The sequence below is a fragment of the Kribbella sp. NBC_01484 genome (genome assembly GCF_036227145.1).
Lineage (GTDB): Bacteria > Actinomycetota > Actinomycetes > Propionibacteriales > Kribbellaceae > Kribbella.
Map to the genome: position 1 here is coordinate 7,088,683 of NZ_CP109437.1, position 13,052 is coordinate 7,101,734.

The following is a 13,052-nucleotide window of genomic DNA, read 5'->3' on the forward strand; positions in this document are numbered from 1 at the left end:
AGGCCTTCGTCCGCGGCTGGTTGTGATGGCCTGGCGATCCGGTCGACGGCGCGGCAACACCCGCGGGATCGACCGGAGCGCGGGATGTCCCTCGAAGTTGCGCAGTGGGCTGGGGCGGAGAAGGGATCCGGGGACGGGGGCCGGACCGGTCCCCGGATCCCGGCTTAAAGCCAGCCGACCTTGCGGAAGAAGCGGTACATGGTGGTGCAGGTGACGGCCAGCAGCAGGAGGATCGCGTAGTACCCGAAGTGCCAGCGGAGCTCGGGCATGTTGTCGAAGTTCATCCCGTAGATGCCGGCCACCATGGTCGGCACCGCGGCGATGGCGACCCAGGCCGAGATCCGGCGCATATCGTCGTTCTGCTGTACCGAAACCCTGGCCAGGTGGGCATGCAGGGCCGAACTGAGCAGCGTGTCGATGGATTCGGTCTGGTCGGAGACGCGGTTGAGGTGGTCGACGACGTCGCGGAAGTACGGCGCGGCCTTCGGGTTGATCCCGGGCATGCCGTGGGCGAACTGTTCCATCGGATCGCGCAGCGGCTGGACGGCCCGGCGCATCTCGAGCACCTCGCGCTTGAGCTTGTAGATCCGCTCGGCGTCGCTGGTGCGCTCGGGGGAGAACACGGAGCTCTCGATCTCGTCGACGTCGAGCTCGACCGACTCCGCGACCTTCTCGTAGTCTTCCACGACCGAGTCGCAGATCGCCCACAGGACGGCGGCCGGACCGTGGCCGAGCAGGGAGGCCCGCTCCTCCAGCTGATGCCGGGCCGTGGCCAGCTCACCGCCCTCGCCGTGCCGGACGGTCACGACGTACCGCGGACCGATGAAGACGCTGAGCTGGCCGGTCTCCACGGCGTCGCCCTCGTCGACGTACCAGAGGGTGCGCAGGACGACGACGATCGCCTCGCCGAAGCGCTCGATCTTCGGCCGCTGGTGGGCCTTCAGCGCGTCCTCGACGGCGAGCTCGTGAAGGTCGAACAGGCCCTGGACGCGACGCATCTCGGCGTCCGACGGATCGTGCAGGCCGACCCAGCCGAAGCACTCGCCGTTGTCGTCGATGGCCTGGGCAACGGTCTCGGGGTCCCTGGGCAGGTCCTGCCGTTCGCCCTCGGCGTACACGCCGCAGTCCACGATCACGCCACCATCATGGCACCGTCGCTTGACCGGACCGGATAGCGTGCAGGTCATGCCCACGGTGATCCTGGTCCGGCACGGCCGCAGCGCCGCAAACACATCCGGCACACTGGCCGGCCGCACGCCGGGTGTGAAGTTGGACGAGACCGGCGTCAAGCAGGCGGAGGCGGTCGCGCAACGGCTGGCCGAGCTGCCGCTGGCGGCGATCGTCACCTCACCGCTCGAGCGCTGCAAGCAGACCGCGGCGGCGATCGCGAAACACCACGAAGGGTTGCGTCCGGCAACGGATCGGCGGCTGACCGAGTGTGGGTACGGCGACTGGACCGGGCAGAAGATCGCCACCCTGGCGAAGGATCCGTTGTGGGCGGTCGTCCAGCAGCACCCGTCCGCGGTGACGTTCCCGAACGGCGAGTCGATGCGGGCCATGCAGCAGCGTGCCGTCGACGCCGTACGGGCGCATGACGCGGCGCTGGCCAAGAGCCACGGCGACGGTGCGATCTGGGTGGCGGTGTCGCACGGCGACGTGATCAAGGCGATCGTCGCGGACGCGCTGGGTCAGCACCTGGACACCTTCCAGCGGATCGTGGTGGACACCGCGTCGACCACGATCATCACCTACACCCCGACCCGCCCGTTCCTGGTCCGGCTGAACGATTCCGGCAGCGAACTGAAGTCCCTGATCCCCAAACCCCCGGCCAAGGGACGTACCAGGAAGCAGTCCTCGGACGCGGTGGTCGGCGGACGGTAATAGGGTCTAGACATGGCGCGAGTTGTGCATTCCTACGACGACCCGGATCGGTTCGTCGCCGGCACCGTGGGGGAACCCGGTGCGAGGACGTTCTTCCTGCAGGCGCGGGCCGGCGTCCGGCTGACCTCGGTGGCCTGTGAGAAGGAACAGGTGATGGCGCTCGCGGAGCGGCTCGACGTGATGCTGGACGAGGTGGCCCGGCGGTTCGACCGGGACCCGGCCACGCCGACCTCGATCGACGACACGGACCCGCTGGAGCAGCCGATCGAGGAGGAGTTCCGGGCCGGCACCATGACGCTGGCCTGGGAGGCCGACGCCGAGCGGGTGGTGATCGAGGTGTTCGCGGTCGTCACCGGCGAGCAGGCCGACCTGGAGGAGACCGACCCGATCACGGCCGCGATGGAGTCCGAGGACGCGGAGGTGTTCGTCGTCCGGATCACCGAGGAGCAGGCCCGCGCGTTCGCCCGGCGAGCGGTCGCCCTGGTCGCGTCCGGTCGCCCGAGCTGCCCGTTCTGCGGCCGGCCGATCGACCCCGAGGGGCATATCTGTCCACGTGCCAACGGCTACCGCAGGCACCTGCCGGAATGAGCGATCCGGACCTGCTCGCCCAGGGGGAGCTGTCCCTGCACGGCCGGCTCGTGGCCGCGTCGAACGGCACCTTCCAGGGATCGGTGAGCCTCGACGGCGAGACCGCGACCGTGGTCTACAAGCCCGTGCAGGGGGAGCGGCCTCTGTGGGACTTCCCCGACGGCACGCTGGCTCAGCGCGAGTTCGCGGCGTACGTCGTGTCCGAGGCGCTCGGGTGGTCGGTCGTGCCGCCGACGCTGCTGCGCGAGGGGCCGCTCGGCGAGGGCATGGTGCAGCTGTGGATCGACGAGGCCGAGCTCGGTCCGGGGGAGACCGAGCTGGTCGACATCGTCCCGCAGGGGCGGGTGCCGGCCGGATGGCTCGGCGTACTCGACGCGCTCGACGGGCGGCACAACCCGGTGACGCTGGTGCACGCGGACAACGAGGCGTTGCGGCGGATGGCGGTATTCGATGCCGTGGTCAACAATGCCGACCGCAAGGGCGGCCACGTGCTGAACCCGGGCGACGGCCGGGTGTACGGCGTCGACCACGGCGTCACGTTCAACGCCGACGACAAGCTGCGGACGGTCCTGTGGGGCTGGGCCGGCGACCCGATCCCGGCCGACCTGCTGGACGACGTACGCCGGTTGGCCGATCAGCTGGCCGGTGGACTCGGTCAGCAGCTGTGCGAGCTGATCACCGCGGTCGAGCTGACCGCCACCCGCGAGCGCTGTGCGACCCTGCTCAAGACGGGTGCCTACCCGTTGCCGAGCGACGATTGGCCCGCCATTCCCTGGCCCGCGTTCTGATCTGATTTCGACCGTGGAATGGAACGTGTCGCGTCGTTGAAAACCGGACTGGCATAAGCTCCGACACATGCAGGCGTGGACGAAACCAGACATCCCGGTCGTGCCGGGCCCGGCCCGGCGGCTGCGCCTTTACGACACCGCCTCGGGCGGGCTGGTCGAGGTGCCGCCGCTCGACAGCGCGACGGCCCGGATGTACGTGTGCGGCATCACACCGTACGACGCCACCCACATGGGCCATGCGGCGACGTACCTGACGTTCGACCTGGTCAACCGGCTCTGGCGAGACGCCGGGTACGACGTCCACTACACGCAGAACATCACCGACGTCGACGATCCGCTGCTCGAGCGTGCGGCCGAGACCGGTGTCGACTGGACCGACCTGGCGTACCAGGAGATCCAGCTCTTCCGCGACGACATGACCGCGTTGCGGGTGATCCCGCCGCAGCACTACGTCGGTGTCGTGGAGTCGATCGACCTGGTGGCGAACGCGATCGAGGACCTGCAGCGGGCCGGCGCGGTCTACTCGGTCGACGGCGACCTGTACTTCGCGGTGAAGGCGGACCCGGCGTTCGGCAGTGTCTCCGGGTACGACCGCGAGACGATGCGGGAACTGTTCGCCGAACGCGGTGGGGACCCCGATCGCGAAGGCAAGCGGGACCCGCTGGACAGCCTGCTGTGGCGGCACGAGCGCCCAGACGAGCCGGCCTGGGACTCGGCGGTCGGCCGCGGCCGACCGGGCTGGCACGTCGAGTGCTCGGCGATCGCGCTCGAGCATCTGGGGATGACGTTCGACGTCCAAGGCGGTGGGTCGGACCTGATCTTCCCGCACCACGAGATGTCGGCGAGCGGCGCGCAGGTGGCGACCGGGAAGTACCCGTTCGCGCGGGCCTACGTGCATCAGGCGATGGTCGGCCTGGACGGCGAGAAGATGTCCAAGTCCAAGGGCAATCTCGTGCTGGTGTCGAAGGAACGCCTGGCCGGTGCCGACCCGATGGCGATCCGGCTGGCGTTGCTCGCGCACCACTACCGCACGGACTGGTTCTGGATGCCGTCCGATCTGCTCGACGCGCAGGCGCGACTGGACGTCTGGCGTGGCGCGATCGGCCGGGGTTCGGGTCCGGACGGTGCCGCCGCGGTCGACGCCGTACGCGCGGCGCTCACCAACGACCTGGACACGGTCGCCGCGCTGTCGGCGGTCGACACCTGGGCGTCCGCCAACGGCGACGACCCGGAGGCGCCCAGCCTGGTTGCCCAGGCCGTCGACGCTCTCCTCGGAGTGAAGCTCTAGCCGGTCACCGGCTGGTGGGTCTTGATCGGCGTCGGGCCTGGGTTCGGGTGATTCGTCGAGGCCAATCGGATGCCGCGCAGCCGTCGGCCGGGAGGTGTCCGGTCCCAGGGTGGTGTTCCGTCCGATGCCGTGGGGCGGAGGTGGACTGGGGAGGGAAATGTACTGATATGGGGGTAAAACCCTCCCCAGTCTCGCCGCGACCTCTGGCCAAACCATCACACCCGTCCCGTGCGTACCGGCATACCGACCAAATCGGCTACTCCGGGTGAGGTTACGTCGTCAGGTAGTGATCGGCGATGTCGTCGCTCGTGGTCAGCCAGACGTCGGGCTGCGCGGCGATGTACTCCAGCGCGAGGTCCAGGTACTTCGCCCGGAACGGCTGCCCGATCACGAACGGGTGCAGGGCCAGCGCCATCACCCGGCCGCTGTGCTCGGACTCCGCCCGGAGGACGTCGTACTGGTCCTTGACCATCTGGAGGAAGTCGGGACCGGTGAGGCCACGCAGGAACAGGCCGAGGTCGTTGAGCTCGAGCGTGTACGGGACGCTGAGCATGCCGGGGACGTTCAGCCGGTAGGGCTGGTCGTCGTTGGTCCAATCGAGCACGTAGCTGTAGCCGAGCTCGGACAGCAACTGGGGAGTGTTGTGGGTCTCGGTCAGGGCCGGACCCATCCAGCCCTTGGGGTGTTGACCGGCGGCCGTCTCGATGGTGTCGGTGATGTCGGTGAGGATCCTGCGTTCCTCATCCGGTTCGTAGCCGGTGTGCAGGGTCGAGTTGGTCTGGCCGTGGGCGAGCCAGGCCCAGTCGCGTTCCACGCCGGCCTTGATGATCTGTGGGTTGTGCTCGGCAACCATCGAGTTCACCAGCGCGCTGGCGCGGATGCCATGCCGGTCGAGGATGTCGATGGTGCGCCAGATGCCGACCCGGGCGCCGTAGTCACGCCAGCCGTGGTTGAGCGGGTCGGGCTTGACGTCGAGGGGCCAGATGCTCGTCGACGGTTGGTCGGGGACGAAGTGCTCGAGGTTGAGGCCGACATAAAAGGCGACTCGCTTGCCGTCGGGCCACGTGAGCCGCGGGCGTTCGGTGATGGGGCTGTAGTCGAAGAGCGTCATACGGGGAGGGTAAAATCTGACATCAGTGTCAACTTCAAGTCCAGCGGGAGGATCGGCGATGCGGATCGGGGAGCTGGCCCGGCGGACGGGCGTGAGCGAGCGGTCGCTGCGGTACTACGAGCAGCACGGACTCCTGGTGTCCGAGCGGACCCCTGGTGGGCAGCGCGAGTACGCCGAACGCGCGATCGACCGGGTGATCCTGATCCAGGAGCTGTTCGCGGCCGGCCTGCACAGCAAGAAAATCGCCGAACTGCTCCCATGCATGCGCGACCCGGACGGCGGCCCCAACGAGCGCGCCACCCCGGAGCTCGTCACCTCGCTGACCGCCGAACGCGACCGCATCGACCGCATGATCGCCGACCTCGCCACGTCCCGCGCCGTCCTCGACGACGTCATCACCACCGCCGCCCGCGAACTCTAGTTCCGGGTACTGGGGTCACCCGACGCGCGACGTGACGGGCCGGGACAGATATTTCGGCTCTTCTACTGGATGTGTGGGTGATGCGAGTGTGGGTCGGTTGGGATGTGCAGGGTCGACAGGAAGTGCCGGTGCAGGGGTGCTGCTCGGGCGAGGCATTCACGCCTGAGATCGGCTCGCCCGGCCGGGCTTGGGGCCGACACCTCCTGTCGACCTTGCACGGCCCAGCCTCCAGTTGCGCCCCATCAGCCTCCGACCGCTCCGAACCGACCGCACTGCGGGGCAGGGCGGAGCGGGAGCCGGGTGGGTTCGTGGGGTTGACGGTGGGATCGGTGCGGATCTGCGGGACCTGGGACACCAACTGGGGTCGTCGGACAGGTTGTGCCCTGTCCGCGGTCCCTGGTACCTGTCCGAGGTCGCAACGATCCCGCCGTTGGGAGCACGCAGGGCGCGGGGCGGCAGCACTGCAAAGAAACCTCGGGCGGGTGGGAACGCGTGTAGCCGGCGCGACGTAGGAGCTGTAGCACGCGTGGGTGTGACACCCAGCCCTAGTCGCTGGGGTGGTTTTTGTTGCGGCGGCGTAGGTAGCGCTCGAATTCGGCGGCTATTGCTTCGCCGGTGGCCTCGGGGAGGTCGGTGGTGTCGCGTTGCTCCTCGAGGGACTGGACGTACTCGGCCACCTCCGGGTCCTCCTCGCTGAGCTCGTCGGCGCCGCGCTGCCACGCGCGGGCCAGCTCCGGGAGGTCGCCTTCGGGGATCTGCAGGTCCAGCAGCGCCTCGACCTTGCCGAGCAGGGCGAGGGACGCCTTCGGGCACGGGGTGCCGGCGATGTAGTGGGGGATCGCCGACCAGATCGAGACCGACGGTACGCCGAGGGTGCTGCAGAGGTCGGCGAAGACGCCGGTGATGCCGGTCGGGCCCTCGTACGTCGACGCCTCCAGGCTCCAGGACGCGGTCAGCTCCGGGTCCGACGAGCTGGCCGACACCGGGATCGGGCGGGTGTGCGGCGAGTCGGCGAGCAGGGCGCCGAGGACGACGACAAGCTGCGCGTTGGACTCGTCGACGACCTCGAGCAGCTCCTGGCAGAAGCCCCGCCAGCGCATGTTCGGCTCGATGCCGCGGATCAGCAGCACGTCCCGGTCGGTGTCCTCGGGCCGGGCCAGGTAGAGGCGCGTGGTCGGCCACGACAGCCGTCGTGCGCCGTCCTCGTCGAAGCCGACCTGGGGCCGGTTCACCTGGAAGTCGTAGTAGTCCTCGGGGTCGATCGCGGTGACCAGCTCCGCGTCCCACTCGTCGATGAGGTGGTCGACCGCTCCGGTGGCCGCCTCGGCCGCGTCGTTCCAGCCCTCGAACGCGGCGATCACGACCGGGTCCCTCAGGTTCGCGAGGTCAACCACTCGCAGGCCCCCTGTCGTCTCTGTAGCCATCCGGCGGGGTCGCCGGAAACCGGACTGCCAGCCTACGTGCTCGGCCGGTCCGGCGTGCCGGGTTTCACGCCCAGCGGAACGTGTCGGACGGCCCCGGCATGTCCTGACCTGGGGCGACACGGGAAACTAGGAGCGACGTGATCGCCGGAGACTGACGGAGGAGCTGGAGTTGCCACCCCTGCAAGCGGTGCTGTGGGACATGGACGGGACGTTGGTCGACTCCGAGAAGGTCTGGGCGGAGGTCCAGCTGCGCCTTCTGGCCGAGCTGGGCGCGACCTGGACGGTCGAGGACTGTGTCGGGCTGATCGGCAGTGACCTGCGGGACGCCGTGCAGGTGTGGATGTCGCGGATCCCCGCGGGGGTGATCACCGCCGACGAGCTGGCCGACCGGATGTTCTCCGAGGTGATCGAGTCGCTCCGCAGGGAGGTGACCTTCCAGCCGGGTGCGGTCGAGCTCCTGCAGGCGCTGCGCAAGGAAGAAATCCCGTGCGCGCTCGTCTCGGCGTCGTACCGGACGATGATCGACGCGGTGATCGGCCACCTGCCACCGGAGCCGTTCGACGTGATCGTTGCCGGCGACGAGGTAACCCTCGGCAAGCCACACCCGGAGCCGTACCTGACCGCCGCGGCGAAGCTCGGCGTGGACCCGGCGCACTGCGTGGTGATCGAGGACTCGGTCACCGGCACCCAGGCGGGGACCGCGGCCGGCGCGTACGTCGTCGCCGTACCGCAATGGGTGTCGATCCCGGAGGCGCCACGCCGGCTCGTCGTCGGCTCCCTCGAGCCCCTCACCCCGGAGTCCCTGCGCGCTCTGCTCCATTGACGAGTTACCGTCACTTGGTGCCCTCGGGGGCGTTGTTGTTGGGAAACGGGCTGGGGAAGGGTGAGATCGTGATCGAGTGGGTGCGCCGGGTGTCGGCGGCCGCGGCGGTGGGCGCGCTGGGCGTGTCCCTGGCCGCGTGCGGTGCGCCGGACGACAACGCGCCGCACCAGGGTGAGGCGACGCCGAAGCTGATGGTGCTCCGGCTCGCGACCACGGACGCGATCACGTCGCTCGACCCGGCCGGTCCGTACGACGTGGGCTCGCGGACGGTGCAGGCGAATCTGTACCAGACCCTGCTGACGATCATGCCGGGTAAGCCGACTCCGGTGCCGGATGCCGCGGACTGCCAGTACGACTCGCCGACGACGTACACGTGCAGCCTGAAGGAGCACCTGACCTTCCCGAACGGGCACGAGCTGACGTCCTCGGACGTGAAGTTCAGCTTCGACCGGATGCTCCGGCTGAAGACGCCGGGTGGCGCGGCCGGCCTGTTCACCTCGGTGAAGTCGGTGAGCACGCCGGACGACCTGACCGCGGTGTTCAACCTGAAGAGCCCGGACGCCCGGCTGCCGTACCTGCTGACCACGACCGCCGCGTCGGTCGTGGACGAGGAGTCCTACCCGGCGAACAAGCTGCTCGACACCAAGGCGATCGGCAGCGGCCCGTACCAGGTGACGGCGTACAAGCCCGGCGAGGAGATCACGCTGGCGAAGTTCGCCGGGTACCACGGTCCCCGCGGCGCGCAGAACGACGGGGTCGAGATCAGCCTGCTGAAGGACTCCACCGCGCTCTACCAGGCGATCACCACCGGCAAGGCCGACCTGGCCCTCCACGGCTTCGGCCCGAGCCTGCTGGACAAGCTGCGCAAGTCGGATCAGGTTCAGGTGATCGACAGCGACTACGCGGACACGCGGTTCTTCGCCTTCCACATGAAGTCCCTGATCGCGCGCCAGCCGGCCGTACGGCGTGCGATCGCGCAGCTGATCGACCGTCCGGCGATCGCAAAGAAGGCGTACGGCGACCACGTCACGCCGCTGTACTCCGTTGTGCCGCCCGGGTTCGGTGGGCAGGTCGACGCGTTCAGGACGGAGTACAAGCAGCCGAGCAAGGCGGCCGCCACGGCGATCCTGAAGGACGCGGGCATCACCGTGCCGGTGCCGCTGACGGTCGGCTGGACGCCGACGGAGTACGGCGTGGGCGCGAAGGCCGAGGTGATCGAGCTCAAGCGGCAGCTCGAGGCGTCGGGGCTGTTCCGGGTCACCTTGCGGAGCGCGGAGTGGCCGCAGTACCAGCAGCTGACCCGGGCCGGGGCGTACGACCTGTTCCACGCGGGCTGGATCCCGCAGTACCCGGATGCCGACGACTACCTCGCCCAGTTCGTCGCCACCGACGGAGCGTTCCAGAACGGCTACCGCTCGGCCGCGGCGTCGAAGCTGCTGCAGCAGGAGACCACCGAGCAGAACGGCCTCGAGCGCGACGATCTGGTCGGGCAGTTACAGAGCGTGCTCGCCCAGGAGGCCCCGGTGATCCCGAGCTGGCAGGGCCGGCTGACCGTGGTCGCGGGCAAGGATCTGGAGAACGTTCCGGCGGCGATGGACCCGCTGTCGTACCTCTATCTCTCCGTCCTGCGGAAATGACACAAAGATGCCATGGCAGTAACGGTTCGCGAGGCCTCGGCGACCGTGGGTGCGTCAGCGTGGTTTACTGCCGAACGTCCACGATACGGGACGATTTCCTGACGATCACGATCGGGCAACGCAGCACTTTCCGCGTTTGACTCCGGGCTGTAATGGCGGCAGGTTAAGGCCGCAGCCATACCGGATTTCGTTCTGGTTCAACCGACCGAGGCAGGGGTACCTTCGCGTGACAGTGCCACTCGATGTCGAGCCCGGATCAGAGGCAGCGCAGCCTGAGGCAGTCGCAGCGGGTGCCGGCAGGATCGAAGGCCGGTCGCTCTGGCAGATCTCGTGGATGCGGCTGAAGCGTGACAAGGTCGCCATGGCCGGCGGTGCCTTCGTGGTGTTCCTGATCCTGGTCGCGATCTTCGCGCCGCTGCTCTGCAAGCTCGTCGGCGTGACGCCGAACGACTTCCACCAGGACCTGGTCGACCCGTCGCTGCAGACGCCGATCGGCAAGCTGAACGGGATCAGCTGGGACCACCCGTTCGGGGTCGAGCCGGTCAACGGCCGCGACATCTTCGCCCGGATCGTGTACGGCGCCCGGATCTCGCTGCTGATCGCGTTCCTGGCCACGTTGCTGTCGGTCGTGATCGGCACCGTGGCAGGCGTCGTGGCCGGCTACTTCGGCGGCGTGGTGGACACGCTGATCAGCCGGCTGATGGACATCTTCCTGGCCTTCCCGCTGGTGCTCTTCGCGCTGGCGCTGGTCGGTGCGCTGCCGGACTCACTGCTCGGACTGCGCGGTGACTCCCTGCGGGTGGCGCTGATCGTGTTCATCATCGGCTTCTTCAGCTGGCCTTATATCGGCCGGATCATCCGCGGCCAGACGCTGTCGCTGCGGGAGCGGGAGTTCGTCGACGCGGCCCGGAGTCTCGGCGCCCGGCGTCCGTACATCCTGTTCACCGAGCTGCTGCCGAACCTGATCGCACCGATCCTCGTCTACGCGACGCTGCTGATCCCGACCAACGTGCTGTTCGAGGCGGCCCTGTCGTACCTCGGCGTCGGCGTCCGGCCGCCGACTGCCAGCTGGGGCGACATGTTGTCGATCGCCGCGAACTGGTACCAGGTCGACCCGCTCTACATGGTCCCGCCCGGCCTGGCCATCTTCATCACGGTGCTGGCCTTCAATCTGTTCGGCGACGGCTTGCGCGATGCCCTCGACCCGCGGACGCGATAGGACTTCTCTCCAACCAGGGAGCCTGGCTCTCACGAAAAAAGGGGTGCAACAACAGATGAGATGGAATCGCATCACGACGGTAACCGCCGTCAGTGCGGCCGTCGCGTTGAGCCTGGTGGCTTGCGGGGGCAACAACAACAAGAGCTCCAGCGGGTCCGGCAGTGGTGGTAACTCGACGACGCCGCAGTACAACGCGGCCGTCACCGGGATCTACAACCCGAGCGACAAGAAGGGTGGCACGCTGCGGATGGCGATCACCCAGAACTGGGACTCCCAGGACCCGGGTGACACCTACTACGGCCTGTCCTGGAACCTGGTCCGCAACTACGTCCGCCCGCTGATGGTCTTCAAGTCGGCTCCGGGCGCCAAGGGTGCGGAGGTCGTTCCGGACCTGGCCGAGGCAGCCGGTGTGCCGAGTGACGACGCCAAGACCTGGACCTACAAGATCCGCAAGGGCGTCAAGTTCGAGGACGGCACGGAGGTGACGTCCAAGGACGTCAAGTACGCCGTCGCCCGCTCCCTGGACAAGACCACGCTGCCGAACGGGCCGACGTACTTCAACGACTTCCTGCTGGACGTGCCGAAGGACTACAGCGTCTACAAGGACCCGTCGATGGCCGGGATCGCCAAGGCGATCGAGACGCCGGACGCCAACACCATCGTCTTCCACCTGAACAAGCCGTTCGCCGGCTTCGACTACTTCGCGCAGCTGCCGGCCACCGCTCCGGTGCCGCAGGCCAAGGACACCGGCGCGAAGTACAAGCTGCACCCGATCTCGACCGGCCCGTACAAGTTCGAGAGCAACGACCCGAACAAGGGCCTGACCCTGGTCCGCAACGACCAGTACGACCCGGCGACCGACCCGAACTCGGGCCGGAAGGCGTTGCCGGACAAGATCACCGTCACGTACAACGTGAATGGCGCGGACATCGACAACCGGCTGCAGGCCGGTGACCTCGATGTCGACATCGCGGGCACCGGTGTGCAGGCGGAGACCCAGGCCAAGATCCTGGCGAACCCGCAGCTGAAGTCGCACGCGGACAACGTCCCCGCACCGCGGCTGAACTTCACCGTGTTCAACAGCGAGGTCAAGCCGCTGGACAACGTCGACTGCCGCAAGGCGATCCTGTACGCGGCCGACCACGAGGGTTACCAGCGTGCGTACGGCGGTCCGGTCGGTGGTGACATCGCGACGAACCTGATGCCGCCGCTGGTCACCGGCTCGCAGAAGTTCGACGACTACGGCTTCGAGCAGGACAAGAACGGCAACCCGGACAAGGCGAAGGCGTCGCTGCAGGCGTGTGGCATGCCGACCGGCTTCAGCACCAACATCGCCTACCGGGCCGACCGCCCGAAGGAGAAGGCGGTCGCGGAGTCGTTGCAGCAGTCGCTGGCCAAGGTCGGCATCAAGCTGACGCCGAAGGGCTACCCGACCGGCGACTACACCAAGCTGTACGCCGGCAAGCCGGACTACGCGAAGGCCAACAACCTCGGCCTGATCGTCTACAGCTGGGGTGCTGACTGGCCGGACGGTTTCGGCTTCCTGAGCCAGATCGTCGACAGCCGGGTCATCCGGGCCGCCGGTGGTAACACCAACCTGGGCATCCGGATCCCCGAGGTCGACCAGCTGATCGACCAGGCCCTGAAGACCACCGACAAGGCCGAGCGCGAGAAGATCTGGGTCGACGTCGACAAGAAGGTCATGGAGCAGGCCGCCGTCCTGCCGGGCATCTGGGCCAAGGGCCTGCTGTACCGCCCGGACACCCTGGCCAACGTGTACGTGAGCGACAGTCAGAACATGTACGACTACGCCGGGATCGGCCTGAAGTAGTCGTCGGTTGCCCTGACCAACATTCGCCAGCAGAGGTAGGT

Annotated in this window: 12 protein-coding genes; 9 read left to right on the forward strand and 3 right to left on the reverse strand. The window is 68.2% G+C overall.

Annotated features, from left to right (window positions below):
* Positions 1–164: 164 nt before the first annotated feature.
* Positions 165–1,136: a magnesium and cobalt transport protein CorA gene (locus OG555_RS34250; protein WP_329476781.1), complete on the reverse strand. Its 972-nt coding sequence runs from the start codon at positions 1,134–1,136 to the stop codon at positions 165–167.
* A 49-nt stretch (positions 1,137–1,185) separates the two neighbouring features.
* Between OG555_RS34250 and OG555_RS34255 the strand changes: the two genes are divergently transcribed.
* The 4 genes from OG555_RS34255 (at position 1,186) to mshC (ending at position 4,545) form a co-directional block, all read left to right on the forward strand.
* Positions 1,186–1,881, forward strand: coding sequence for a histidine phosphatase family protein (locus OG555_RS34255; RefSeq protein WP_329476782.1), 696 nt, complete (start codon positions 1,186–1,188; stop codon positions 1,879–1,881).
* A 12-nt stretch (positions 1,882–1,893) separates the two neighbouring features.
* On the forward strand, positions 1,894–2,469 hold the full coding sequence (locus OG555_RS34260; protein WP_329476784.1) for a DUF3090 family protein: 576 nt from the start codon (positions 1,894–1,896) through the stop codon (positions 2,467–2,469).
* Positions 2,466–3,257, forward strand: coding sequence for an SCO1664 family protein (locus OG555_RS34265; protein WP_329476786.1), 792 nt, complete (start codon positions 2,466–2,468; stop codon positions 3,255–3,257). The genes OG555_RS34260 and OG555_RS34265 overlap by 4 nt, the downstream gene beginning before the upstream one ends.
* A gap of 67 nt (positions 3,258–3,324) precedes the next feature.
* Positions 3,325–4,545, forward strand: a complete 1,221-nt coding sequence (mshC, locus tag OG555_RS34270; protein WP_329476788.1) for a cysteine--1-D-myo-inosityl 2-amino-2-deoxy-alpha-D-glucopyranoside ligase — start codon at positions 3,325–3,327, stop codon at positions 4,543–4,545.
* A 271-nt stretch (positions 4,546–4,816) separates the two neighbouring features.
* On the opposite strand, the gene OG555_RS34275 is transcribed toward mshC, so the two are convergent.
* Positions 4,817–5,656, reverse strand: coding sequence for a polysaccharide deacetylase family protein (locus tag OG555_RS34275; protein ID WP_329476790.1), 840 nt, complete (start codon positions 5,654–5,656; stop codon positions 4,817–4,819).
* Between the two features lie 58 nt (positions 5,657–5,714).
* Between OG555_RS34275 and OG555_RS34280 the strand changes: the two genes are divergently transcribed.
* On the forward strand, positions 5,715–6,077 hold the full coding sequence (locus tag OG555_RS34280) for a MerR family transcriptional regulator (protein ID WP_329476792.1): 363 nt from the start codon (positions 5,715–5,717) through the stop codon (positions 6,075–6,077).
* A 545-nt stretch (positions 6,078–6,622) separates the two neighbouring features.
* Here the strand turns inward: OG555_RS34280 and OG555_RS34285 are convergent.
* On the reverse strand, positions 6,623–7,471 hold the full coding sequence (locus OG555_RS34285; RefSeq protein ID WP_329476794.1) for a PAC2 family protein: 849 nt from the start codon (positions 7,469–7,471) through the stop codon (positions 6,623–6,625).
* 199 nt (positions 7,472–7,670) lie between these two features.
* Between OG555_RS34285 and OG555_RS34290 the strand changes: the two genes are divergently transcribed.
* The 4 genes from OG555_RS34290 (at position 7,671) to OG555_RS34305 (ending at position 13,011) form a co-directional block, all read left to right on the forward strand.
* On the forward strand, positions 7,671–8,324 hold the full coding sequence (locus tag OG555_RS34290; RefSeq protein WP_329476796.1) for an HAD family hydrolase: 654 nt from the start codon (positions 7,671–7,673) through the stop codon (positions 8,322–8,324).
* 68 nt (positions 8,325–8,392) lie between these two features.
* Positions 8,393–9,961, forward strand: a complete 1,569-nt coding sequence (locus tag OG555_RS34295; RefSeq protein WP_329476798.1) for an ABC transporter substrate-binding protein — start codon at positions 8,393–8,395, stop codon at positions 9,959–9,961.
* Between the two features lie 226 nt (positions 9,962–10,187).
* Complete coding sequence (locus tag OG555_RS34300; protein WP_329476800.1) at positions 10,188–11,180, forward strand: ABC transporter permease; 993 nt, start codon at positions 10,188–10,190, stop codon at positions 11,178–11,180.
* A 55-nt stretch (positions 11,181–11,235) separates the two neighbouring features.
* Positions 11,236–13,011, forward strand: a complete 1,776-nt coding sequence (locus OG555_RS34305) for an ABC transporter substrate-binding protein (RefSeq protein ID WP_329476802.1) — start codon at positions 11,236–11,238, stop codon at positions 13,009–13,011.
* The last annotated feature ends 41 nt before the right edge of the window (positions 13,012–13,052 follow it).

What these genes read in the sequence shown, in the direction of transcription:
- mshC (WP_329476788.1), top strand. Translation starts at nt 3,325, where the DNA reads ATGCAGGCGTGGACGAAACCAGACATCCCGGTCGTGCCGGGCCCGGCC.
- OG555_RS34265 (WP_329476786.1), top strand. Translation starts at nt 2,466, where the DNA reads ATGAGCGATCCGGACCTGCTCGCCCAGGGGGAGCTGTCCCTGCACGGC.
- OG555_RS34305 (WP_329476802.1), top strand. Translation starts at nt 11,236, where the DNA reads ATGAGATGGAATCGCATCACGACGGTAACCGCCGTCAGTGCGGCCGTC.
- OG555_RS34280 (WP_329476792.1), top strand. Translation starts at nt 5,715, where the DNA reads ATGCGGATCGGGGAGCTGGCCCGGCGGACGGGCGTGAGCGAGCGGTCG.
- OG555_RS34260 (WP_329476784.1), top strand. Translation starts at nt 1,894, where the DNA reads ATGGCGCGAGTTGTGCATTCCTACGACGACCCGGATCGGTTCGTCGCC.
- OG555_RS34275 (WP_329476790.1), bottom strand. Translation starts at nt 5,656, where the DNA reads ATGACGCTCTTCGACTACAGCCCCATCACCGAACGCCCGCGGCTCACG.
- OG555_RS34255 (WP_329476782.1), top strand. Translation starts at nt 1,186, where the DNA reads ATGCCCACGGTGATCCTGGTCCGGCACGGCCGCAGCGCCGCAAACACA.